This is a genomic window from Streptomyces puniciscabiei (assembly GCF_006715785.1).
Lineage (GTDB): Bacteria > Actinomycetota > Actinomycetes > Streptomycetales > Streptomycetaceae > Streptomyces > Streptomyces puniciscabiei.
The window spans coordinates 4,853,090-4,876,547 of sequence record NZ_VFNX01000001.1; the positions used below are offsets into that span (position 1 = coordinate 4,853,090).

Genomic DNA, 23,458 nt, shown 5'->3' on the forward strand with positions numbered 1-23,458 from the left:
TCAGGCGACGGGGGAGTGCAGGCTCGCGGTGGTCTCGGGGAAGCAGTGGGGGTCGTCCCAGAGCAGCTGGACGTCCCGCGCCCAGTGCCGTTCCGGCACCGGCGCGGCCTCCGCCTCCTCCCGCAACGCGGTGATGACCCGGGGGAGTTCGGCCGCGGGGACGCCCTCGACGGCGGGGGCGAGCGCGTCCAGGAACGCCGAACCGGTGCACGCGTCGTGCGGCTCGGCCGGGCCGGGGCAGCCCGAGCGCGGCCATACCAGCACGGGCACGGGCATGTTCAGGCCCACCGTGAAGTGCTCGGGCAGTGTGCCGGGCGGCGCTGCGAAGCCCGCCAGGCCCGCGCCGTTCTCGCTCAGGCGCCTGCGCAGGCCCGGCGGCTGCTCCTGGGTGCCGCAGTCGACGCGGTGCAGCACCGTGCCGGAACCCCCGGCCAGCCGCTGCCACTTCTTGCCGAGCTTGTGCCGCAGCCGGCCGCTGTGGTGCCGGTAGCGGTCGTTGACGACCACCGGGTGGGCGCAACCGAGCGGCGTCGGGTCCTCCGCACCGCACGCCCACCGGGCCACCGGCAGGTTCAGCCAGTCCCGGGGCAGGACGAAGGTGAGCAGTTCCTCGGCGTCCGGGGCGAGCCGGGTGAAGGCCCGGTCGATGCCCTGCTGGACGTACTCCCGCACGTCGGAACGGGCCAGCCGAGCCGTGCCCACCGGCCGGCGCCGGCCCTCGCGACAGGCCGACACCGACACCGTGACCTGGTCGGTGCCCGCGCCGCTGCGGTCGATCTCGATGACGATCGGGGTCCAGGAACCGGCGGGGGCGGCCGGTGACGGCTGTGCGGCGGGCCCCTCCAGCAGGTCCGCCAGCCGGTCGGCGAACCGGGAGAGGGCCGGCGCCGACGGCACCACCTCCCACTGCACATAGGTAACCGCATCGCGCAGGGAGGGGAATCCGCCGGGCGGCGGCTCCGGGCCGAAGTCGCCGACGGCGTCCACGAACAGCTGGTCCGGTGAGCACTCCAGCCCGGCGGCCTCGGCCCGCCGCACCAGCTCGTACAGCCGCCGGGTCGGGTCCTCGCCGGCGTCGCAGGCCGGGACGAGTTCACCGAGGCCGGGCCAGTGCCGGGCCAGGGTCTCGGTGGGCAGCATCCGGGCGACCAGGACGCCGGGCTCGCCCGCCCGCTGGGCGACCATGCCGACCACCCGGCCGTCCGGGAGGGCCGCCGCGGCGCCGCTGAAGCCCTCCGTCAGCGGTTGCCCATGGGCGGTGACGGCCTCCAGCTGCACCCACTGGCCGGCGATCCGCGTGGTGGACACGGCCCGGTACCGGGCCAGCTGCCCCTCGGCGTAGCCGTCCGGGAAGCCGTACGCCTCCAGCACCCGCTCGGTCAGGTCCGCTTCCGTGTCCGGCGGGGCGAACCTGGCCGGGCTCAGCGGCACCTTACGGGCCAGTTCCAGCACGGCGAGGTCGCCGGGGTCGGTGGCGCCGCCCGCCCAGCCGCCGTGCACGGCCACGGTCGCGGGCAGCCCGGTGAAGTCGGGGCGGTTCGGGAAGGACACGGTCAAGGTGCCCGGCTCGCTGTCCTGCACGACGTGCGCGCAGGTCAGGACCGTACTGGGGCCCACCAGGAAGCCCGCTCCCACCACCATGTCCCCGCACTCGATCCGGGCATGCCAGGAAGCGCTTCTCATGAGTGGGACGTCGGCTCCGGGGAGCTCGTCGCCGACGGGAGCGCCGCCGCGGCCGGTTCGGCGCCCGGGGGCCGCGACGACCAAGCCAGGCGCACCACCAGCTGCCCTTCCGCAGCTCCCTTGGCGATGACCGCGCCGGCCTCCGCGGTCAGCTTCACCCCGAACTCCAGCTCCACCGAGTCGGGACGCAGGCTGCCGTCGCGGAACACCCGCAGCGCGGACTGGGCCGCCGAGCGCACCCCGTCCAGGGCGCCCTCGAAGGTGCTGGACGCCTGGGCCGCCGGGCCGGTGCCGCCGCGGCCGACGAGGCGGGTCCCGGTCCCGGGCTCCCCGCTCTCCACGACGACCACGGCGCCGTCCTCCGTGGTGAACTCCAGCAGCCTGCCCATGGTGTTGATCGCCCCCGTGTGCTCGCTCTTCCTCCAAGCCCATTGTGACCGAAGGTTCCTGACGGTGTCTCGGGGTCCCGTCACGCAGGTCGCGCAGCCTGGCGGAAAACCGCCAGGGCGCATTCCCGCCGCCGACGGTCAACACCCCCGCAACAGGCGGCACATGACACTCGTCCCAGCACGCGACCCGCTCGAACCCACACGAGAAGAGGCGTGGATGACCACAGGACCAGTCAGACGCTCGGCTGCGCTGGTGGCGGTGGGGCTGTTGGGTGCCCTGCTGCCCAACGGACCGGCCACCGCCGCCCCGAGGGCGCCCGCCACCGGTTCCGCGGCTCCCACCACCGTCACCCCCGCTCCCGGTTCCGCGGCCCCCACCACCGTCACCCTCGTCACCGGCGACAAGGTGACCGTCACCGACCTCGGGCACGGGAGGAGGACGGTCACCGTGCAGCGGCCCGAGGGAGCCACCGGGGCCGTGCGGACGCGGCAGAGCGACGGCGAGATCAGTGTCGTACCGGACGAGGCGCTGCCGTACCTGCGGGCCGGGACGCTGGACCGGCGGCTGTTCGACGTGAGCGGGCTGATCCGGCAGGGGCTGACCGACGCCAGGGCCGGCGCGACGCCGCTCATCGTGACCTACGGCAGGGGCGCGCGGGCCGCCACCCCGGCCGGGACCCACCGGACGCGGAACCTGCCGAGCCTGCGCGGCGCCGCCGTCGAGGCCGGCAAGGGGCGCACCTTCTGGCGGTCGTTCACGCACCGCGACGGCCTCGACAAGGTCTGGCTGGACGGCAGGGTGAAGGCCGACATGGCCGGGAGCAACGCGCAGATCGGCACGCGGGCCGCCTGGGACGCGGGGCTCACCGGCAAGGGCGTCACGGTCGCCGTCCTCGACACCGGGGTCGACCTCGGCCACCCGGACCTGAAGGACCGGGTCACCGCCACCAAGAGCTTCGTCGACGGCGAGGAGGTCGCCGACCGCAACGGACACGGCACCCATGTCACCTCCACCGTCGGCGGCAGCGGCTCCGCCTCCGACGGCAAGGAGAAGGGGGTCGCGCCCGAGGCCACCCTCGCCGTCGGCAAGGTGCTCAGCGACCAGGGGTCGGGCAGCGAGTCGCAGATCATCGCCGGGATGGAGTGGGCGGCCCGGGACGTGCACGCCCGGATCGTCTCCATGAGCCTGGGATCGACGGAGGCGAGCGACGGCACCGACCCGATGGCCGAGGCGGTCAACACCCTCTCCGAGGAGACCGGCGCGCTCTTCGTCGTCGCCGCGGGCAACACCGGCGCCCCGTCCTCCATCGGCTCGCCCGGCGCCGCCGACGCCGCCCTCACCGTCGGCGCGGTCGACTCCGCCGACCAGGCGGCCTACTTCACCAGCGCCGGACCCCGCTACGGCGACAACGCCCTCAAGCCCGACATCTCGGCCCCCGGCGTCGGCATCCTCGCCGCCCGCTCCCAGCTCACCGACGGCAGCGGCTACTACACCTCCCTGAGCGGTACGTCCATGGCGACCCCGCACGTCGCCGGGGTCGCCGCCCTGCTCGCCCAGGAGCATCCCGACTGGACCGGCGCGCGGTTGAAGGACGCGCTGATGTCCAGCTCGAAGCGACTGGAGGCGTCCGCCTATGTGCTGGGCGCGGGCAGGGTGAGCGTGCCGGACGCCGTCACGGCCCGGGTCACCGCCACCGGCAGCGCGGACCTCGGCTTCCACAGCTGGCCGTACGACCGGGACAAGCCCGTCACCCGGACCGTGACCTACACCAACTCCTCCGACCAGGCAGTCGGATTGAAGCTGTCCGTGACCGGCGCGCCGGACGGTGCCGTCGCTCTCGCCGACACCTCGCTCACCGTCCCGGCCCACGGCACCGCCTCCACCACCGTCACCGGGGACGGCTCCAGGGCGCCGGTCGGCGAGACCAGCGGGCAGATCGTGGCCACGAGCCCCTCCGGAGACGCCGTCGCGCACACCGCGTTCGGGCTGGTCAAGGAGGACGAGCGGTACACGCTCACCGTCCACGTCGAGGACCGCGCGGGCAGGCCCACCGCCGCCGACCTCACCGTGCAGCGGCTCGCGGCGGGCGAGGACGCCCGGCCGGCCCACGTCGGCGACTCCGGCACCCTCCGGCTGCGCCTGAAGCCCGGCACCTACTCCCTCGCCACCTTCCTCGACGTGCACGGAAGCCACGGCGCCGACTCCCTCGGCCTCGGCTTCCTCGCGGCACCCGAGATCACCCTCGACCACGACCAGGACGTCACCCTGGACGGCCGGAAGCTGCGCGAGCTCAAGGCGAAGGTGGACCGGCGCACCGAGACCCACCAGCTCCTCATGGAGTACGACCGGCAGGCGAACGGCGCCGACCTCTTCGACGCGGTCCAGGTGCCCCTGACGTACGACAGTGTCTTCGCCGCCCCCACCGCGAAGGTGAGGGCGGGCAGCTTCGAGTACCGCACGGTATGGCGGCTCGCCGAGCCGCAGCTTCAGGTCGGGGGCGTCGGCGAGGCGACCGTCCAGCCGGGCGGCACGCTCATCGAGGGCCGGACCAGGCTGCCCCTCGTGGACGTCGGCGACGGGCCCTTCACCGGTGTCTCCGGCAAGGCGGTGCTCGCGCACCTCGCCGACGGCGCCGACCCGGCCGCGCTCGCCGGGGCCGCGCAGGACGCCGGCGTCCGGGCGCTGTTCGTGACGGACGACGCCCCCGGCCGGCTGATGGCCTGGTGGGGCACCGACGACAACGCCGACCGGCCGCTGCAGATCGCCACCGTGAACCGGGCGGACGCTGCCCGCCTGCGGGCGATGCGCTCGGTCGGGATGGCCGGCACGGCCGACTCCCCGTACGTGTACGACCTGTCCGAGGGGCACCGGGGTGCAGTCCCGGACCGCGACCTCACCTACGCCCCCGGCAAGCGTCAACTCGCCGCTCTGCACGTGAGGTTCCATGCCGCCCGGCCGGTGGACGGCGGTGAGTTCCGCTACTCCCTCACCGATGCCTTCCCGCTCGGCCTCGGCTTCCAGGAGCGGGTGCACTTGCCCGCCGAGCGCACCGACCACGTCTCCACCGGCCCCGGTCAGCTGTGGCACGAGTCCGTGGCGATCGGCGACGGCACCCTGGAGGAGCGCAGCGGACTGGTGCGGTACGAGGGCGGTTCGCGGCCGGTGCTGAACTGGTTCCGGCCCGTGTGGCACCCGTGGCTCGGCACCGGGCTCGGCTGGGGGCAGCAACGGGCGGGGAACCAGATCCAGTTGAACACCCCCGGCTGGGGCGACTCCGCGCCCGACCACACCGGGTTCGGCGACGTGTGGAGCGCGGACAGCGGTATGAGCCAGACCACCGCCGTCTACCTCGACGGCACACTCGTCGACCAGGGCAACGGCTCCGCCGCGTACGTCCGGGACGCGCCCGCCGAAGCCCGCACCTACCAGGTCGTCACCGACACCGCGCTCGACGCGGCGCGCTGGCCGCTGGGCTCGCGGGGGCACTCCGCGTGGACGTTCCGGTCGGCGGCGACGCCGGAGGACCACTGGACCTACCTGCCGCTGATCAACCTCGCGTACGACATCGGGACCGACCTCGCGGGCAGTGTGCGGGGCGGGCAACGGGTGCCGGTGGGGCTCGGCGCGCGGTACGTGGTGGGTGCCGCCGGTACCGGGACGCTGGGCGGGGGCCGGCTGGAGGTGTCGTACGACGGCGGCGGCACCTGGCGGTCCGTCCCGCTGACGGGCGCGGGCGCCTCCTGGCGCGGCACGCTGACCGTGCCGCGCGGTGCGAGCTCGGTTTCGGTGCGGGCTTCGGCCCACGACGACAAGGGTGGTTCGGTGACGCAGGAGATCATCCGGGCGGTGGCGGTGAAGTGACCTACGGCTGGGGGCGGTTCACGATCCCCCGGATCACCCCCAGCTCCACCAGGTCCTGTGGCCGGATCCGTAGCTGCTCGGCGGTCGCCTCCACCTCCTGCGGCGGGCGTTTGAGGATGGCCGCCGCGAGTTCCGGGGCGATCACCGAGAAGTAACTGTCCGGCGTCGCCCAGGTATTGTCCGGTGCGGACAGCGCCAGGGCTCCGCCGGAGCCGCCCTCGCCGATGACCAGCGTGGTGATCGGCACCCGGGCGGCCGCGACCGCACCGAAGACCTCCGCGATCGCCGCCCCGGCCCCCTGCCGTTCCGCCTCGGCGTCATTGGCCGCCCCCGGGGTGTCCACCAACGTCAGCACCGGGATGTCGAGCCGGTCCGCGAGCCGGATCAGCCGGGCGGCGGTGCGGTACCCGGCGGGCCGGGTCGCCGCTCCGGTCTGCGCCGCGTACGCCACGGTACGGCCGTCCCGCTCACCGAACCCGCACAGCATGCCGTCGGTGTCCGCACCCCCCGCACCGGTCACCGCTGATGTCCCGGCGGTGGGTGAAGCAGGCGTCCAAGTAGGCCTGGGCGCGCGGGCGTTCGGGAGAGCGTGCCCGGCGGACGGCCGCCCAGCCGGTGGCGGGCAGGTCGGCGGCGCCGAGGGCAGGTGGCGCGGGGGCCTCCTGCGCGGGGGTGGTGAGCAGCCGCAGCCACTGTCCCAGCGTCTCCCGCAGCTCCTCGGGCCGTACCACCGCGTCCGCCGACCCCACCGCCACCTGTCCCTCGGCGGTGTAGGCCGCCGGGTCGGCGTCGGCCGGGCGGACCCGGGAACCGGCGAAGCCCACCTGGGCGCCCGGCAGGGCCAGGACGACGTCCGCTCCGGCGCCGAGCGTGGCCCAGCCGCCGCCGGTCGTCGGGTCCCGCAGGACCGCGATCTGCGGCAGCCCGGCCTCCCGGGTGAGTGCCGACTGCCGGGCCACGCGCTGCAGCTGGCTCAGCGCGAGCATGCCCTCCTGCATCCGGCTGCCCCCGGTCGCGATCAACGGCACGACCGGCAACCGGTGTGCGCGGGCGTGGGTGTACGCCGCCTCCAGCCGGTCCCCGGTGCGCTCACCCAGGGAGCCGCCCAGGAAGCCGAACTCGAAGGCGATCAGCACGGCCGGGGTACCCGTGACGCGCGCGGTGCCGCAGACGACCGACTCCTCCTCGCCGGTGCGTTGGGCGGCCCGGGCGCGCGAGGCGTCGTAGCCCCGCCAGCCGAGCGGGCCGTCGGGCTTCAACCGCCCGGTCGGGGAAGGGAGTTCTCTGAAGGTGGCCGGGTCCGTGACCAGGGTCAGGACCTCCCGGGCCGAGCGGCGCTCAGACATCGGCCAGCGCCCGCTTCATGATCTTGCCCATGTCGTTGCGGGGGAGCGCGTCCAGGTAGCGCACGACGCGGGGGCGCTTGTGCGGGGCGAGGCACCGGGCCACATGGTCCGCCAGCTCCTCGGCGGCGGGCGGCGTCCGCGCGTCCGCCGGGACGATCCAGGCGACGATCCGCTCGCCCAGGTCCGCGTCCGGCTCCCCGGTGACGGCCGCCTCCCGCACTCCCGGGTGCTCCAGCAGCGCGTTCTCGATCTCACCGGCGCCGATCTTGTACCCGCCGCTCTTGATCAGATCGGTGGCCTTGCGCCCGACGATCCGCACATAGCCGTCGGGCTCGCGGACGGCCATGTCGCCGGTGCGGAAGAACCCGTCGGCGGTGAACGCGGCGGCCGTCGCGTCGGGCCGGTTCAGATACTCGGTGAACAGGTTCGGCCCGCGCACCTGGATCTCGCCGACGCTCTCCCCGTCGTACGCGGTGATCGGCGTCCCGTCCTCCTCCACGAGCCGCAGCTCGACACCGGGCAGCGGCACGCCCACGGTGCCCGCGCGCGGCTCGCCGTCGGCCCGCACGCTGGTGTTCATCAGCGTCTCGGTCATGCCGTACCGCTCGATCACCCGCCGTCCGGTCGCCGCCGCGATCCGCTCGTGGTCGTGCACGGGCAGCGCGGCCGAGCCGGAGACCAGCAGCCGGGCCCGCCCGAGGGCCTCGGCCAGCTCCGGGTCCGCCGGGAGGGCCTCGGCGATGCGGTGGTACATCGTCGGCACCCCGAACAGCATGGTCGCGCCGGCGTTCAGCTCCCGGGTCACGCCCTCGGTGGAGAACCGCCCCAGGTGCCGGACGCCGCCGCCCCGCCGCAGCGGACCGAGGACGCCCAGCACGAGCCCGTGCACATGGAACAGCGGCAGCCCGTGCACCAGCACGTCGTCCGCCGTCCACTGCCAGGCGTCGGCGAGCGCGTCCAGGGTGGTGGCGAGGGCCCGGCGGGGCAGGACGGCACCCTTGGGCGGGCCGGTCGTGCCGGAGGTGTAGACGATCAGCGCCGGGTCCTCCTCCGAGGCCGTGTCGTCGGGTACGGCACCGCGGGCGGCCGCATCGACATCGATACGCTCCAACGCACCCAGCGCCCCGGGGAGTTGGGCGCCCGGTGCGGCCAGCACCAGCGTCGGCGCGCTGTCGGAGACGATGTGAGCGAGCTCCTTCTCGCCCGACTTCGGGTTCAGCGGCACCGCGGCCGCCCCGGCGAGCAGCACGCCCGTCACGGCGACGGCGGTCTCCAGCTCCGGCGTGGCCCACACGGCCACCCGGCCGGCGCCCCGCAGCCGGGCGGCGAGCGCCCCGGCGGCCCCGGCCAGCTCGCCGTACGTCAACGACCGTTCGCCGAACCGCAGGGCGACCAGCTCGCCCGGACCGTCCGCCAGAGCGGGGAAGAGGGAGGACACGCGGCGCACTCCTAACTGTCGGTCGACCGTCGCCACCCTTCCTACACCAGGACTCTCGCCCCGACGACCGTGCTCAAGTCCACCGCGACCCGCAACTCGGCCGCGCGCAGCGGCACCCTGCCCGCGCCGGCGAGCGACCCCACCCCCGCCCGGCCGCAGCACCGGCCTGCCGCACCGGATCCCTCAGGCGGTCGTCTCCAGGACATCGGCCACGACGCAGCTGACGTTGTCGGGGCCGCCCGCCTCGTTGGCCGCCGCGATGAGCGCCTCCACGGCCTCGCCCGGCACGGCGGACGCGTCCAGCGCCTCCCGTATCCGCGTGTCCGGCACCACCTCGGTCAGCCCGTCCGAGCACAGCAGATACCGGTCCCCCTCCCGGACCTCCTGCAAGCGCACGTCCGGCACCGGATCCATCCCACCGGCCAGAGCCTTGAGCAGCAGCAACGACCGAGGCTCCACCCGATGGTCCTGGGTCATCCGGCTCAGCTCCCCGTCCCGCAGCAGATACGCCCGCGAGTCCCCGACGTGGGCCAGCGCGAGCCGCGCCCCCGTCCACAGCAGCGCCGTCAGTGTGGTGCCGACCTTGTTCGTGCCCTCGGCCACGTCGCACACCGCCTCACCCGCGGAGCGCACCGCGTCCTCCAGCAGGCTCAGCACACCGTCCGCGGGCAGTTCCTCGGCCTCGTCCAGGAACCGCAGCGCCTCCACCGCCGCGCTGCTCGCGGGCGCCCCGGCCGGGCCGAAACCGTCGGCCACGACGAGCAGCCTGCGGCCCGCGTACACGGAGTCCTGGTTGGCGGGGCGGACGAGCCCACGGTCGGAGTGGGCGGAATAGCGCAGTTCCAGCATGATGGTGTGGTCCCTTCTCGACTGGTCGGTCAGCTGGTCCACGAGGAACGCGGCGAGATCCCGCCGCACGGCCGTCTCCGCCTCGACCCGCGCCCAGTACGCGCCGATCTCCCGGGCCGCGTCGGCCGGGCCCAGGGCGCACACCACGCGGATCTCGGCCAGCGGCATGCCCAGCCGCCGCAGCCAGGCCACGAGCCGGGCCCGCCCGAGCTGCTCGACGGCGTAGTACCGGTACCCGGTGTCCGGGTCGACCCGGGCGGGCCGCAGCAACTCCAGCTCGTCGTACAGCCGCAACGCCTTCGGCGAGAGCCGGCTCGCCCTCGCGAAGGCGCCGATCGTCAGCAGCTCCATGGGCACCTCGCGCTCCTCGTCGTCCGCCACCGATGCTGGGGCCTCACCAAAGGTGAAGGTCAACCGCCGTCTTCCGGTTCCCCGGCGCTTGTTAGCCTCGCTGCCGACCCATCCGTCGTACGACAGGGAGTCCGCCGTGCCCCGCATCGCCCTCGCCACCTACGACCCCGGCGCCGAGCCCGGCAAGGACACCGACCTGCCGGGGCTGGTGCGGGCTCTTACGGACGCGGGTGCCGAGGCGGAGGCCCGCCACTGGGACGACCCGGACGCCGACTGGGGCGGCTACGACCTCGTCGTCATCCGGTCCACCTGGGACTACAGCTGGCGGGCCGCGGAGTTCGGGGCCTGGGTGGACCGGGTCGGCGCGCTGACCCGGCTCGCCAATCCGGCGCCCGTGGTGCGCTGGAACACCGACAAGCGCTACCTCGGCGAACTGGCGGCGGCCGGCGTGCCCACCGTCCCCACGCGCTACATAGCACCGGGCGAGCCGGCCGACCTGCCCGACGGCCACGAGTACGTGATCAAGCCGACCTCGGGCGCCGGCGCCCGGTTCGCCGCGCGCTACACGCCTGACCGGCGCGAGACGGCGCTGCGGCAGCTCGACCGGATGCACGCCGAGGGGTTCACCGCGATGGTGCAGCCGTACGTACGGGGGATCGACGTCAGCGGGGAGCGGGCGCTGCAGTTCTTCGGCGGGCGGCTGCTGCACGCGAGCCGCAAGGGCGCGGTGCTCACGCCGGGGACGGCGTACGACGCGGAGAAGGTGGCGCATCCGGATCTGGAGCGGTGGGAGCCGACGGATGCGGAACTGGCGGTCGCCGAGAAGGCGTTGGGGGCGGTGCCCGGTGGTTCCGGGTTGCTGTACGCGCGGGTGGATCTCGTGGACGGGGAGGATGGGGAACCCCGGCTGATGGAGCTGGAGTTGGTGGAGCCGAATCTGTTCCTGTGGCTGCATCCCGGGTCGTTGGAGCGGGTTGTGGAGGCCGTTTGCGCCTACTGAAGTGCCGCGCGGTGTCGTTGTGCGGCTGCGACGCCGTTGTGGTTGATCGCGCCCACGTGGCGGAGCCGCATATCGAACACAGCCCCGCGCCCCTTGCGGGGCGCTCAGCGCACCGTCTCTTGACATGCTTCGGCATACGCCCGTACCAGCGGTCGGCTACCGTCCTCCCGTCGCCATGCCAGCACATAGCGGCTCGGCTCGATCCCCCGGACCGGGCGGGTGGTGACTCCGCCCAGGGTGATCAAGGGGGCGTTGCCCTCTGCCACCAGGCAGATGCCGAGGCCCGCGACGAGTGCCTCGTAGGTCTCCTCCGTGCCGGAGATCTCCGCGCCGATCCGGGGTGGCCGGCCGGTGCGGGCGTCGAGGGCGAGCCAGTGGTCGCGCAGGCGGCCCGCGCTCTCGGGGAGGGCCAGGAAGGGCTCGTCCAGTACCTCGGTGAAGTCGATCTCCGGTCGGGCGGCGAGCGGGTGGGATTCGGGGAGGGCGAGCAGCCGGTGTTCCTCGGCGACCGGCGTCCAGGCGTAGCGCTCCTCGTCGGGCAGCGGGAGCCAGACGAAGGCGACGTCCGCGGTGCCGTCCGCCAGGCCGGCCGTCGGGTCGTCCCAGCTCACCTGGCGCAGCCGGACGGTGACCTCGGGGTGTGCGGCGGTGAAGCGGGAGCGGATGGCCGGCAGCAGGCCGCCCCGGCCCGGACTGGTGCTCATGCCCACGACCAGGGTGCTGCGCTGGGCCGCCTTGGCCTCCTCCAGGGCCGCCGCGCCCGCCTCCCACGCGGCCAGCACGGTGCGCGCGTGCGGCAGCAGCGCCTCGCCCGCGCCCGTCAGCGCCACCCCGTGCCGGTCGCGCCGGAAGAGCTCCGCCCCCAGCTGCCGCTCCAGGGCCCGGATCTGCTTGCTCAGCGCGGGCTGTGAGACGTACAGCCGCTCGGCGGCGCGCGTGAAGTGCAGTTCCTCGGCGACCGCGACGAAGTAGCCCAGATCGCGGGTGTGCACGTCCATGGTCATAGCCGTTGGTTATCACCAGGGGTCTTGGACGGGCAACGGCATCCGGCGGCAGCCTTGTCCGTGTCGAACGGATCGAGAGCTGCGGGGAGTTGCGATGAACAAGGTGTGGCTGGTGACCGGGGCGAGCAGCGGTTTCGGGCGGGCGATCACCGAGGCGGCCGTCGCCGCCGGTGATGTGGTGGTCGGCGCGGCCCGGCGCCCCGAGGCCCTGGACGACCTGGTGGCCGCCCATCCCGACCAGGTGGAGGCGTTGCGGCTGGACGTCACCGACGTGGCGGCGATCGAGGCGGCGGTCGGGGATGTCGTGGCCCGGCACGGGCGGATCGACGTGCTGGTCAACAACGCGGGCCGTACCCATGTCGGCGCCGTCGAGGAGACGACGGACGCCGAGCTGCGCGACCTGTTCGACCTGCACTTCTTCGGCCCGGCGGCGCTCGTCCGGGCGGTGCTGCCGCACCTGCGGGAACGGCGCTCGGGCGCGATCGTGCAGATGAGCAGCATGGGCGGCCAGATGTCCTTCGCGGGCTTCGGGGCGTACAGCGCGACGAAGTTCGCCCTGGAGGGCCTGTCCGAGGCGCTCGCGGACGAGGTGCGGGAGTACGGCGTCAAGGTGCTGATCGTCGAGCCGGGCGCGTTCCGGACCTCGCTCTTCGAGGCCGACCGGGCCGGGATCAGCTCCGACACCGGGGTGTACGCCAGGGTCGGCGAGACCCGGGGTGCCGTCGCCCGCGGACACGGCAGCCAGCCCGGCGACCCGGCCAAGGCGGCCGCCCTGATCCTGGCCGCGCTGGAGGCCGAGGACACCCCGCTGCGGCTGCCGCTCGGCGACGACGGGGTGAGCGCGGTCCTGGCCCACGCCGACCAGGTCCGCGAGGAGGTCATGGCCTGGGAGAAGCGGACCCGGGCGACAACCTTCGACGTCTGACCTAGGTGATGACGGCCGTCCGCTGGAGCAGCCCCCAGGTGAACTCGGCGACCACCTCGTGCCGTACGCCGTCCGGGCCGGGGGCGGTGAAGGCGAGGCCCCACCGGGTCGGTGCCGTGCCCTCCAGGGGGCGGGCGGGGGCGAAGGCGCGGGCGGCCTCGTCGACCGTGCAGGACCAGGGGACCAGGTCCTCCAGGGTCTGCAGTCTGGGTGCCGGGGCGCCGGGTGCGCGCACCAGCCACTCGTTCCACACCGCGCCGTCCGGCCCGACCAGCACCTCGAAGCGCAGGTCGGGCCAGAGCGGCAGGGTCCAGCGCCGGGCCTCGCAGTCGACGTCGCCGAGGCGGCGGGGCAGGACGGACTCCGGCTCGCCCAGGACCGAGCGATAGCGGGCGGCGGCCGACCTGGACCTCGGCGAGCGGACCATGGCCTGCCAGCGCTTGTTCGTCTCCCGCATGTCCGCGATCGAGACGCCCAGCCGCCGGCGGGCGTCCTCGACCAGATCCGGGTTGTGGTCCGCCATGCGGCGCAGCAGGACCAGCTGGAAGTCGAGATGCATGGCCCCATGGTGCCCGGACCACCGCCGCCGTCCTTCCGACCCATTGCCCGGGCAACCCTCCATGACTAGCCTGTGTTCGTCATGCCGATCGTCTGTTGAAATCTCGAACACAGGCGCTTACCCAAGGGAGGGGGCCGGACGTGGGACGCCTCGTACCTGCCGTGACCCGGGCTCTCGACATTCTTGAGCTGTTCCTCGACGGGGACGGGACGCTCTCCGCCCCCGACATCGTGCGCAAGCTCCAGCTGCCGCGCACCACCGTGCACGAGCTGGTCACCACGCTCGCCGCACGGTCGTACGTCGTGCCCGTGCCGGGGCAGCCCGGACGCTACCGGCTCGGCGTACGCCCGTACCAGCTCGGCAGCCGGTACGCCGAGCAGCTCGACCTCGCCGCCGAGGGCCAGCAGGTGGCGCGCTCGGTCGCCGAGACCTGCGACGAGACGGTGCACGTGGCGATCCTCGAGGGCACCGACGTCATCTACATCGCCAAGGTCGACTCCACGCACGCCGTCCGCATGGTCTCGGCCGCCGGCCGCCGGCTCCCCGCCCACTGCACCTCGGTCGGCAAGATGCTGCTGGCCTCGCTGCCGGAGCCGGAGCTCGCGGCCCGCATCCCGGACGACGCCGAGCTGGCCGCGATGACCCCCAACAGCATCACCGAGCCGGCCGCCCTGCGCGAGGCCCTCGCGGAGATCCGGCAGCGGGGCATCGCGGTGGAGAGCCGCGAGTCCAACCCGGACGTGAGCTGTGTGGCCGCTCCCGTGCGCGACCGTACCGGCCAGGTGGTCGCGGCCCTGTCCATCTCCGTCCCCATGATCCGCTGGAGCGACGAACGCCGGGGCGAGCTGGAGCAGCTGGCCGCGAAGGGCGCGGCCGAGCTGTCGGAGCGGCTGGGCCACCGGGGCGCCGCGTGAGCGCCGGGTACGAGGTCGCCGTACGGGCGGAGGCGGAGCTGGGTGAGGGGCCGACCTGGGACGTGGCGACGGGCCGGCTGATATGGCTCGACATCCTGGACATGCGCGTCCACACCTACGACCCGGCGACGGGCCGGCGCACGGTGCGCACGACCGAGCAGCACGTGGGCGCGGTCAAGCCCCGCGCGGGCGGCGGCCTGGTCCTCAACCTCCGGGACGGCGTGGGCCTGCTGGACCCCGACGACACGTTCCGCTGGCTGCACCACGAGCCGGTCGCGGGCCGCCGCGCGAACGACGCCGCCGTCGCCCCCGACGGCTCGCTGTGGGCGGGCACCATGCGCTACGACGAGGCGCCGGGCGGCGGCACGCTGACCCGGCTGAACGGCGACGGCACGGCTCGGACGGTCCTGCCCGACGTCACGATCAGCAACGGCACCGGCTGGAGCCCCGACGGGCGCCTCATGTACTACGTCGACACTCCCACCCGCCGCGTGGACGTCTTCGACTACGACGGCGAGCGCGTCCACGGCCGCCGGCCGCTCGTGGAGATCGAGGAGGGCGCGGGCTTCCCGGACGGCCTGACGGTCGACGCGGACGGCTGTGTGTGGGTGGCGTTGTGGGACGGGGGAGCGGTACGGCGTTACACCCCGGGCGGTGTCCTGGACCGGGTGATCGGCCTGCCCGCGCCCCGTACGACGGCCTGCGCGTTCGGCGGCGCCGGCCTGACCGACCTGTACGTCACGACAGCCCGCACCGGCCTGCCGGCCCCGCATCCGCTGTCGGGTTCCCTGCTGGTGATTCCGGGGGCGGGACAGGGACTGCCCCAACCGGCATTCGCGGGCTGAGCGGGGCAGGGAATCGCTTGCCCGCGCGTGCGGGGTGCCGCTGCGCCCACCCGTGCCGCCTGGGGGTCCCCCCAGGCCCTTAAGGCACTGGGGGAGGCACGACTGCCCGCAGCGGCGGCGGCGCTTGGAAGGTGCCGGGGACTGCAGCGCCCCTCAGGGGCGCGGGGAACTGCGCGACCAGCCACCGCGGACCCGCAGCCGGACGACGGCCTATACCAGCCCCGCCGCTTTCCTCTCCTCCGCGGTCAACGGCGGCCCCGCCAAAGGGGGTTGCAGCGGCCCCACCGCCGCCGCGAGCAGCACACTGGGCGTCAGCAGCACGTGCGCCCCGCGCTCCAGTGACGTCACGTCGGTGACCCGGCGGGCGATGCGGCCGTTGCCCGTCGCGGTGTACATCAGCCGCCCGACGTAGGCCGAGACGAGCCTGTCCCGCACGGTCGGGCCGGAGGCCGTCGCGCCGGGGTGGAACACGTCCTGGCCGAGGGCCAGGTCCCACGCCGCGCGGACCGGACGGGCCACCGCCCGCTGCACGCGGCGCGCCAGCCCCGGCGTGCCCCAGCCGTGCCGCCGTATCACCGCGCGGAGCCGCACCGCGCTCTGTGCGGCGACGGCCAGCCCGTGGCCGTAGACCGGGTTGAACACGGCGAGCGCGTCGCCGAGGACGGCGAAGTTCTCGGGCCAGGCCGGCATGCGCTCGTAGAAGTGCCGGCGGTTGCGCGTGGAGCGGGTGACCGACACGTCGGACAGCGGCTCGGCGCGCTCCAGCAGTTCGCCCAGCAGCGGATGGCGCAGCCTGTCCCGGGCGAAGGGGATGAAGTCCTCGTTCGCGGCGCCGGGTTCGCCGCCCCGGGTGCCCTGCAGGGTGACGATCCAGCGGCCGTCCTCGATGGGGAGGAGGAAGCCGGAGCGGCCGGGACCGTCGCCGTGCGGATCGAGCTGCAGGTTGACCACCGGGAAGCCCTCCCGGGCCGCCTCGGGGGCGAGGAAGAGCCGGCTCGCGTAGACCAGGCCCGGGTCGACCTCACGGATCCGCGGCGCGGGCAGCCCCAGGTCCGCGAGCCAGTGCGGGGCCCGGGAGCCGCGCCCGGTGGCGTCGACCACGAGGCCGGCCGCAAGGGTGCGCTCGGCGCCGTCCCGCGTCCGGATCCGTACGCCGGTGACGGCCGCGTCGCTGCCGGTGAGGCCGAGCGCCTCGGTGCCGTCGAGAAGGTCGATCCGTTCGTCGGCGAGGACCTGCGCGCGGATGGTGGCGTCCAGCAGGTCCCGGCCGGCCAGGATCACATGGTGGGACTCGGGCCAGCGCCGGAACCAGCCCTGCGCGGAGAGGGCGACCACGCCGGTCGTGAAGGGATGCCGGCGGCCCCCGGCGGCCGTGAGCGCGTCGGTGATGCCCGGCAGCAGCTCCTCCACGGCCCGTACCCCGCCCGACCACAGCATGTGGGCGTGCCGGGCCTGCGGCAGACCCTTGCGGGGCTCGGGGCCCTCGGGCAGGGTGTCGCGTTCGACGACGACGACCCGGTCGGCGGACTCGGCGAGGGCGCGCGCCGCGAGCATGCCGGTGTGGGATCCCCCCAGCACGACGGCGGTTCTGGCGGGGGAGGGGGGTTCACTCATGCGCGCGCACGCTCTCTGCGGGGGCGGCCGCGCGGGCGCGTACCGCCGTGATCTCGTCGGGGTGGCGGAGGGCCTGGGACACGGCCTGGATCTCCTGGAGGAGGTACGTGGTGTCCGGGCCGGAGGGAGAGCCGGCGGCCTCGGCCTGCGGCGGCCGCTCGCCGCCGGCCGCGTCCAGCAGGGCGACGGCGGCGGCGACGGCCCTGGCCCGGCCCGGCTCGAAGCCGAGGGCGAGGGCGGCCTGGTGGGACCGTTCGCGCAGGTCCTCGTCCAGGTGCCGGGAGAGTTGCAGCAGGGCGTCGCGGATGAAGGTCTCGCGGCGGATCAGGCGCAGTTCGGCGGGGGCGTGCGGGGCGAAGGGCTCGCGTTCGCCGGTGACGGTCCGCATCAGCCGGTAGAGCGGGCCGAGCGCGCGGTGGCGCAGCCGGACGTGCCAGCGCTCGTGCAGATACTGGCCGACGTGCGGGACGATGAAGCCCACCGCGACCAGGGTGGCGGAGACGCACGCGCCGGCCGGCGCCACATTGGTGCTCAGCCAGTCCAGGTCGTGGCCGGTCCAGCGGGCCACGACGGCGGTGAGCTTGGCCGCGTCGAAGAACAGGTTCGTGGCGTAGCCGACGCCCAGCAGCCTGAGCCCCCAGCGCAGCCAGGCGTCGAGGCCGTCGGTGCGGATCCAGTTCCAGATCAGCCGGGCCGTGATCGAGCAGGCCACGGTGTGCGCGACGAGGTAGAGCAGGATCTCCTCGCGCATGAAGGGAGTGGTGGCGTAGTACGTGTCCAGGTCCCGCAGCCGCTCCACGGGCACGTCCGCGAGGGCGAAGAGCACCCACAGGGCGACGACCACGCCCGCGTAGACGGCCACCACCCAGCGGGTCACCCGGCGGGTCTGGGCCGAGTCGGAGCGGCCGTTGCGCCAGGCGATGATCAGCAGCAGCCAGGACGCGCAGAGCGCGGTCAGCAGGGAGTACACCAAGGGCGCGGAGATGTTCGGCACCCCGGTGACCCGGTTGGTCCAGGCGATGGTCCGCGGGGCCGCGAAGACGAACACCGCACAGGCGAACAGCAGCAGACCGCCGACGGCACGCAGCATCGGGTCCCGCCACATCTTGATGATGCTGGGCAGCTTGATCGCCAGCGCGGCGGTCAGGACGGCCGTGGGGATCCAGAAGGAGATGGAGACCTCGTCGAGCATCCCCGAGAGGCCGAGCGCCGAGTTCACCGAGCCCTTCCCTCTTTTCTTGACGCCCGGTTCCCTTCGTCGCGTCCGCGATAACCGAGGGTCCGCTGCACCGGGCTGAGTGACCGGTGCACCGGGCCGGGGGAGGTGCCGGAGCCGGTGAGGTGGGGGCGGAACAGGGCGGCCAGGCGGTGCCCGAAGTCGTCCGCCTCGGCCTCGTCGGCCTCCCGGGAGCCGTTGCGGGCGGCCACCGTGAGGGGAAGGTCCCGCCAGCCGGGTGCGTCGGCGAGCGCGCGGGCCGCCGCGTCGCCGGCCAGGTGGGGATGGCGGTGCCCGGTGTGCAGATGCCACAACTCATGGCCCAGGATCACCAGTTGCTGCACGGCCTCGGCTCGCTCCTCCACGATCACCAGGTCGAAGTCGGCGAACTCCAGCCACAGCCCGGTGACCTCGATCTCGTCCGGGATGCGCTCGAAGCGCACCTCGATGGGCCGTCCGCCGCGCAGTCCGCTCATCTCCTCGCACAGTGCCCGGCACAACGCCCGTACGTCGTCGGGTGTTTCGGGCCGGGCGCGGACGGCGGCGGCGAGGCCGCCGGCCAGCGTCCGCTTCGCGGCGCCCGGGCGGGAGCGGCGAAGCCGTGCGGCCAGGCGTGCCGCCCGCTCACGCGCGCCCGCGATGCCCATCGACTCCCCCTTCCGCTGGACAGAGCCTACGCGGCTGGGCGTGTCCCCGTCATGGGATGCGGCGACCGTGGTCCAAGAGAAAACCATCTATGAGCTCGTGTCCCACCCATTGACGCGGAAGCGCTTCGAATCTACGGTCCCGTTCGAAGTTGCGAGCATTATCCGGTATACCGAACAAGTGAGTTGAGCGACAGGAGAGGATCCGCGTGGGCACTACGACGCGAACGGCGACGGCACCCCGGAGCTGGGCCTGAACGAGCTGGGCCGGCGTGCCGACTGGCCGGTTGTGAAGTGATTCGAAAGGACCCCATGAGCAAGAGCACCGCGCGTTTCACCCTCGACCCGGCTTTCACCGTCGGCCAGGTCAACGCCCGTATCTTCGGCTCCTTCGTGGAACACCTCGGCCGCTGCGTCTACACGGGCATCTACGAACCCGGGCACCCCTCGGCGGACGAAGCCGGACTGCGGACCGACGTTCTGGAGTTGGTCCGCGAACTCGGTGTCACCGCGATCCGCTACCCCGGCGGCAACTTCGTCTCCGGCTACAAGTGGGAGGACTCGGTGGGCCCCGTCGAGGACCGCCCCCGCCGCCTGGACCTCGCCTGGCACTCCACCGAGACGAACCGCTTCGGTCTGTCGGAGTTCATCGCGTTCCTCAAGAAGCTCGGCCCCGAAACCGAGCCGATGATGGCGGTGAACCTCGGCACCCGCGGCGTCGCCGAGGCCCTCGAACTCCAGGAGTACGCCAACCACCCCTCCGGCACCGCCCTCTCCGACCTCCGCGTGGCCCACGGCGACAAGGAGCCCTTCGGGATCAGGCTGTGGTGCCTGGGCAACGAGATGGACGGGCCCTGGCAGACCGGGCACAAGACGGCGCAGGAGTACGGCCGGCTGGCCGCCGAGACCGCCCGGGCCATGCGCCAGGCCGACCCCGCCGTCGAACTGGTCGCCTGCGGTTCCTCCAGCCAGGCCATGCCCACCTTCGCCGAGTGGGAGGCGACCGTCCTGCAGGAGACGTACGACCTGGTCGACCACATCTCCCTGCACGCCTACTACGAGCCCACGGACGGCGACGTCGACTCCTTCCTCGCCTCGGCCGTCGACATGGAGTCCTTCATCGAGAACGTGGTCGCCACCGCCGACCACATCGGCGCGAAGCTCAAGTCCAGCAAGCGGATCAACCTCTCCTTCGACGAGTGGAACGTCTGGTACCTCTCGAAGTGGGAGGAGCACGCGAAGACCTTCGAGCAGACGGACTGGCCCGAGGCGCCCCGCCTCCTGGAGGACAACTACAGCGTCACGGACGCCGTCGTCCTCGGCTCGCTCCTCATCGCCCTGCTCCGGCACGCCGACCGGGTCACCGTCGCCTGCCTCGCCCAGCTGGTCAACGTGATCGCCCCGATCATGACCGAGCCGGGCGGCCCGGCCTGGCGGCAGACCACGTTCTTCCCGTTCGCGCAGGCGTCGAAGTACGGCCGGGGCGAGGTGCTCGACGTGCGCGTGGACTCGCCGACGTACGAGACGAAGAAGTACGGCGAGACGGACCTGCTGCACGCCACGGCCGTCCGCGCGGCCGACGGCACGGTCACGGTGTTCGCCGTCAACCGCAGCCGCACGGACGCCCTGCCGCTCGAAGTCGCCCTCGGCCGGCTGGGGGTGACGACCGTCACCGAGCACAGCGCGCTCGCGGACGCCGACCCCGACGCCCGCAACACCCGCGCCGAGCCCGAGCGGGTCGTCCCGCACCCGGTCGAGGGCACCGCCCTTCAGGACGGCACGCTCACCGCCGTACTGGAGCCGCTGTCCTGGAACGTGATCAGGCTCGCGTGATCAGACCGGCGTGACCGGCAGCCCGCCGCTCGCCCTGCCGAGCAGCGTCAGGCTCACCCGGCCCGGCCCCGACAGCGTGGTGAACTCCGAGAGGACCGCCAGCGCGAGGGTGTTGGTGCCCCGGGTGCGCAGGACGCCGTTCGGCAGGACGAAGGTGTGCTGCGGGCCCACGTTGTTGATGTACTGGCCCATGTTCCAGCCGTTGAGGAAGATCTGCGCGCGGTAGGCCCGGTACGGATCGTCCTCCAGGGTCAGGCCGACCGAGGCGTCGACGTCGGCCGGGACCGAGAGGCGGAAGCTGGTCCGGTACCAGGTCACGCCCTGGTACCGGGCGGTGCGCGGGAAGCTCACCGGCTCCCAGTCCTGGTCCCGGAACCCGGGCAGATGCCAGCCCTGCCGCTCGCCGTACAGGCCGCCGTTGTTCATCGGGCCGCGCACGGGGTCGGGGGCCGCCGCGCCCTGGATCCGCCACCTGACCTCCGGCGAGGCGCCCTTGAAGGCGGCAGCCGTCAGCCCACGGGCCACCTTGTGGGTGTCGAGCCCCTTGCCGTCCTCGTCGCGTTGCATGCGCCGGACGAGGACCGACAGCACATGCCGGCCGGGGGAGCGCAGGGAGTCACGGATCGGGAAGACGGCCGTGTCCGCCCAACTGCCCTTCCGGACGGTCGTGTCCTTGTCCGGCACCGGCATCCGGTGGGTGCCCAGCGGCTCGCCGTCCAGCCAGGCCATCAGCAGGCCCTGCGTGCCGGTGCTGTAGGCGAGGGAGATCTCCTCCAGGCCGGTCGAGCCGGTGAAGGAGCCGCGGTACCAGACGTCCCCGTAGTGGAAGCCGTAGTCGTCGGCGAAGAGGACCGGCTGACCCTCGGGGACCGGCGTGGTGCTGAACGTCGTCCTCTTGTCCGCGACCGTCCAGTCCGAGTCGTCGAAACCGGGCCCGGCCTCCGGGTTCTCCCTGCGCATCCGCCAGCCGCCCAGCTCGGGCAGCCGCACCTCGGGGGCGGCCGGCAGCAGGCCGGTGGTCATCAGGCTGCCGGACAGGGTGACCCGGGTGGGCAGGGTACGGCCGTTCCACACCAGGGTGTCGATCCCGCGCGGCCCCCACACCTCGATGGTCGTCGTCTCGGTGACGTCACCGGTCAGGTGGACCTCGGATCCGCGCAGCTCGGCCTGGCGCAGCAGCGCCGGGCCGTACACCAGCACGGTTCCGGACGGGGTGTCGTACGGGAACATGCGGACGGCGGTGGCGTCGTCGGCGAAGAGCAGCACCAGCGGGGTCTCGGTCTCGCCCTTCTCCACCAGCACCCGGGTCAGCCCGCCCTCGCCGAGCGGGACGTTCACATGCAGGTCGTCGTCGTTGTCGAAGACCCAGGCGGCCTCGGGGTCCAGCCGCATGACGTTCGGCTCCACCGGGCACTTCAGCACCAGCTCGGCCATGTCACCCAGGCGTCCCGAGAACAGGGCGACGTCCTGCCGGCCGGCCGTCAGGCACAGCATGGGTTCGGCGGTGGAGTACTTCAGCGTCCGCCTGCCCAGCTTCAGCCCGGTCGTGAGCAGCCGGGCGTCCTTGCCGGGCACCGTGATGCGCACCCGGCCCGCGTCGGTCGGCAGCTCGGTGGTGACCGCGTCCGTGCCGTCGTTGCGGGCGACGTAGACATGGGCGCCGGTGTCCGGGTTGGTCAGGTGGTAGACCTTCAGGCCCTCGGCGTGCACGTCCGCCGCCCGGTCCAGCTTGGCGAAGTCGGGCACGCGCTGGAGCAGATGGCCGAGCTGGTGCATCGGCGCGATCTTGTCCGTGACGTTCCGCGCCTCGTCGATGGCGGCGCCGTAGTCGTACGACGTGTACACGACCGGCGCGGGCAGCCAGCCCCAGGAGGTGCCGCCGAAGGTCATGTAGACGTTGTGCAGGGTGAGCCCGTTGGCCAGGTTGGTCAGGTAGAACCGGCGCTCATAGGCGGCGTCCCGGGTCCGCCGGGACTCGGCGTACCCCTTGCCGTCGAAGAAGGCACCGCCCCACGGGTCGAACCAGCCGCCGCCGAACTCCGGCACGAACCCGGGCGTGGACGGCGAGGCGCCGGCCCCGCCCGTCGGGCCGCCGGGACCGTAGTGCCCCCAGTCGGGCGGCGTGTGCGCGGGCGACGGATAGCCGTCGAAGCCGTACAGCCAGCCGCCCTTCTCCCCGCCGGTGTCGAAGGACCCGGGCACCCAGTACCCGTTCCTGCCCTTGTCGTTGTGGAACAGCGGGACGTCGATGCCGTCCGCCCGCACCTTCTTGTACAGGTGGGACATGTAGGCCCGGCCGGTGGCGTCGCCGGCGTGGGCGTCGTACTCGTTCTCGATCTGGTACAGCAGGACCGTGCCGCTGCCCTGGGTGAACAGGTGCCGGCGGGCGATCCGGTTCACCTGGGTCAGCCACTCGTCGACATGCCCCAGGTACGTCGGGTCGTCGGTGCGGGCCGTGCCCTTCGTCGCCGTCAGCCAGCCGGGGAAGCCGCCGCCGTCCACCTCGGCGTTGATGTACGGGCCGGGCCGCAGGATGACGTACAGGCCGGTCTCGGCGGCCGTGCGCAGGAACAGGTCCAGGTCCCGGACGCCGGTGAAGTCGTAGGAGCCCGGAGCGGGGGAGTGGTAGTTCCAGGCCACGTAGATGCTCACGGCGTTGTACCCGTGGGCCCGCATCTTCTGCAGCACGTCCCGCCACAGGGAGGGGCTCGGCAGCCGGAAGGGGTGCATCTCGCCGGACCACAGCACCAGCCGCCGGCCGTCCACCAGCAGCGAGTACTGGTCGTAGCCGATGGTGTGCCGGCAGCCGTCGGCGCTCGGCGGGGCGGGTGCCGGGCCGGTCGGCACACTGCGCGCCGCGTACGCCGAGGGCGCCCCGGGCCCGCCGCTGCCGCCCAGGGCGAGCCCGAGCGCGGTCGAGCCCGCCAGGGCACTGAAGGTACGTCTGCTGAGCGCCAAGGTGGATCCTCCCGGGCGATCTTACGGG

At 73.6% G+C, this 23,458-nt stretch carries 16 protein-coding genes and 1 pseudogene; 6 read left to right on the top strand and 11 right to left on the bottom strand.

Annotated features, from left to right (window positions below; translation table 11 throughout):
* Both FB563_RS22445 and FB563_RS22450 read right to left on the bottom strand, forming a co-directional pair.
* Positions 1-1,683, bottom strand: a complete 1,683-nt coding sequence (locus FB563_RS22445) for a VMAP-C domain-containing protein (RefSeq protein WP_055704154.1) — start codon at positions 1,681-1,683, stop codon at positions 1-3.
* Positions 1,680-2,072: a CU044_2847 family protein gene (locus tag FB563_RS22450; RefSeq protein ID WP_055704155.1), complete on the bottom strand. Its 393-nt coding sequence runs from the start codon at positions 2,070-2,072 to the stop codon at positions 1,680-1,682. Before FB563_RS22450 ends, FB563_RS22445 begins: the two co-directional genes overlap by 4 nt.
* 217 nt (positions 2,073-2,289) lie before the next feature.
* On the opposite strand from FB563_RS22450, the gene FB563_RS22455 reads away from it, so the two are divergent.
* Positions 2,290-5,934, top strand: coding sequence for a S8 family serine peptidase (locus FB563_RS22455; RefSeq protein WP_055704156.1), 3,645 nt, complete (start codon positions 2,290-2,292; stop codon positions 5,932-5,934).
* A 1-nt stretch (position 5,935) separates the two neighbouring features.
* Here FB563_RS22455 and FB563_RS22460 read toward each other — a convergent pair.
* From FB563_RS22460 to FB563_RS22470, 3 genes and pseudogenes are all read right to left on the bottom strand, one after another.
* Positions 5,936-7,280: pseudogene (locus FB563_RS22460) on the bottom strand (carboxyl transferase domain-containing protein).
* On the bottom strand, positions 7,273-8,718 hold the full coding sequence (locus tag FB563_RS22465; protein ID WP_055704157.1) for an acyl-CoA synthetase: 1,446 nt from the start codon (positions 8,716-8,718) through the stop codon (positions 7,273-7,275). The pseudogene FB563_RS22460 and the gene FB563_RS22465 overlap by 8 nt, the downstream one beginning before the upstream one ends.
* A 183-nt stretch (positions 8,719-8,901) precedes the next feature.
* Positions 8,902-9,918, bottom strand: a complete 1,017-nt coding sequence (locus FB563_RS22470; RefSeq protein ID WP_079048539.1) for a MerR family transcriptional regulator — start codon at positions 9,916-9,918, stop codon at positions 8,902-8,904.
* A gap of 136 nt (positions 9,919-10,054) precedes the next feature.
* On the opposite strand from FB563_RS22470, the gene FB563_RS22475 reads away from it, so the two are divergent.
* Entirely contained in the window at positions 10,055-10,918 is an 864-nt protein-coding gene (locus FB563_RS22475; RefSeq protein WP_055704159.1) for an ATP-grasp domain-containing protein, read from the top strand.
* A 104-nt stretch (positions 10,919-11,022) separates the two neighbouring features.
* Here the strand turns inward: FB563_RS22475 and FB563_RS22480 are convergent, their stop codons facing one another.
* Complete coding sequence (locus tag FB563_RS22480) at positions 11,023-11,922, bottom strand: LysR family transcriptional regulator (protein WP_055704160.1); 900 nt, start codon at positions 11,920-11,922, stop codon at positions 11,023-11,025.
* 94 nt (positions 11,923-12,016) lie between these two features.
* Between FB563_RS22480 and FB563_RS22485 the strand changes: the two genes are divergently transcribed.
* Positions 12,017-12,847: an oxidoreductase gene (locus FB563_RS22485; RefSeq protein WP_055704161.1), complete on the top strand. Its 831-nt coding sequence runs from the start codon at positions 12,017-12,019 to the stop codon at positions 12,845-12,847.
* Position 12,848: 1 nt separating this feature from the next.
* Here the strand turns inward: FB563_RS22485 and FB563_RS22490 are convergent, their stop codons facing one another.
* Positions 12,849-13,406 (bottom strand): hypothetical protein, encoded by a 558-nt coding sequence (locus FB563_RS22490; protein WP_055704162.1) that lies wholly within the window; start codon positions 13,404-13,406, stop codon positions 12,849-12,851.
* A gap of 140 nt (positions 13,407-13,546) precedes the next feature.
* Between FB563_RS22490 and FB563_RS22495 the strand changes: the two genes are divergently transcribed.
* On the top strand, positions 13,547-14,320 hold the full coding sequence (locus FB563_RS22495; protein WP_055704163.1) for an IclR family transcriptional regulator: 774 nt from the start codon (positions 13,547-13,549) through the stop codon (positions 14,318-14,320).
* Positions 14,317-15,165 carry an SMP-30/gluconolactonase/LRE family protein gene (locus tag FB563_RS22500; RefSeq protein ID WP_055704164.1) on the top strand — a complete coding sequence of 283 codons (849 nt, stop codon included), beginning with the start codon at positions 14,317-14,319 and terminating at the stop codon, positions 15,163-15,165. The genes FB563_RS22495 and FB563_RS22500 overlap by 4 nt, the downstream gene beginning before the upstream one ends.
* Before the next feature lie 210 nt (positions 15,166-15,375).
* On the opposite strand, the gene FB563_RS22505 is transcribed toward FB563_RS22500, so the two are convergent.
* From FB563_RS22505 to FB563_RS22515, 3 genes are read right to left on the bottom strand one after another with little or no spacing between them, the layout of a single operon-like run.
* Entirely contained in the window at positions 15,376-16,779 is a 1,404-nt protein-coding gene (locus FB563_RS22505) for an FAD-dependent oxidoreductase (RefSeq protein ID WP_107100509.1), read from the bottom strand.
* Entirely contained in the window at positions 16,772-17,971 is a 1,200-nt protein-coding gene (locus FB563_RS22510) for an MAB_1171c family putative transporter (protein WP_055704177.1), read from the bottom strand. The genes FB563_RS22505 and FB563_RS22510 overlap by 8 nt, the downstream gene beginning before the upstream one ends.
* Positions 17,972-17,994: 23 nt before the next feature.
* Positions 17,995-18,642 (bottom strand): hypothetical protein, encoded by a 648-nt coding sequence (locus FB563_RS22515; RefSeq protein ID WP_055704165.1) that lies wholly within the window; start codon positions 18,640-18,642, stop codon positions 17,995-17,997.
* Positions 18,643-18,951: 309 nt separating this feature from the next.
* Between FB563_RS22515 and arfA the strand changes: the two genes are divergently transcribed.
* Positions 18,952-20,472, top strand: a complete 1,521-nt coding sequence (gene arfA, locus FB563_RS22520) for an arabinosylfuranosidase ArfA (RefSeq protein WP_055704166.1) — start codon at positions 18,952-18,954, stop codon at positions 20,470-20,472.
* On the opposite strand, the gene FB563_RS22525 is transcribed toward arfA, so the two are convergent.
* Positions 20,473-23,430, bottom strand: coding sequence for a glycoside hydrolase family 35 protein (locus FB563_RS22525; protein ID WP_055704167.1), 2,958 nt, complete (start codon positions 23,428-23,430; stop codon positions 20,473-20,475).
* Positions 23,431-23,458: the final 28 nt, after the last annotated feature.

Bases quoted from the DNA above. Each gene is read 5' to 3' on its own strand.
- FB563_RS22445 (WP_055704154.1), bottom strand. From the start codon at position 1,683: ATGAGAAGCGCTTCCTGGCATGCCCGGATCGAGTGCGGGGACATGGTG.
- FB563_RS22450 (WP_055704155.1), bottom strand. From the start codon at position 2,072: ATGGGCAGGCTGCTGGAGTTCACCACGGAGGACGGCGCCGTGGTCGTC.
- FB563_RS22455 (WP_055704156.1), top strand. From the start codon at position 2,290: ATGACCACAGGACCAGTCAGACGCTCGGCTGCGCTGGTGGCGGTGGGG.
- FB563_RS22470 (WP_079048539.1), bottom strand. From the start codon at position 9,918: ATGGAGCTGCTGACGATCGGCGCCTTCGCGAGGGCGAGCCGGCTCTCG.
- FB563_RS22480 (WP_055704160.1), bottom strand. From the start codon at position 11,922: ATGACCATGGACGTGCACACCCGCGATCTGGGCTACTTCGTCGCGGTC.
- FB563_RS22485 (WP_055704161.1), top strand. From the start codon at position 12,017: ATGAACAAGGTGTGGCTGGTGACCGGGGCGAGCAGCGGTTTCGGGCGG.
- FB563_RS22490 (WP_055704162.1), bottom strand. From the start codon at position 13,406: ATGCATCTCGACTTCCAGCTGGTCCTGCTGCGCCGCATGGCGGACCAC.
- FB563_RS22505 (WP_107100509.1), bottom strand. From the start codon at position 16,779: ATGAGTGAACCCCCCTCCCCCGCCAGAACCGCCGTCGTGCTGGGGGGA.
- FB563_RS22510 (WP_055704177.1), bottom strand. From the start codon at position 17,971: ATGCTCGACGAGGTCTCCATCTCCTTCTGGATCCCCACGGCCGTCCTG.
- FB563_RS22515 (WP_055704165.1), bottom strand. From the start codon at position 18,642: ATGGGCATCGCGGGCGCGCGTGAGCGGGCGGCACGCCTGGCCGCACGG.
- arfA (WP_055704166.1), top strand. From the start codon at position 18,952: ATGAGCAAGAGCACCGCGCGTTTCACCCTCGACCCGGCTTTCACCGTC.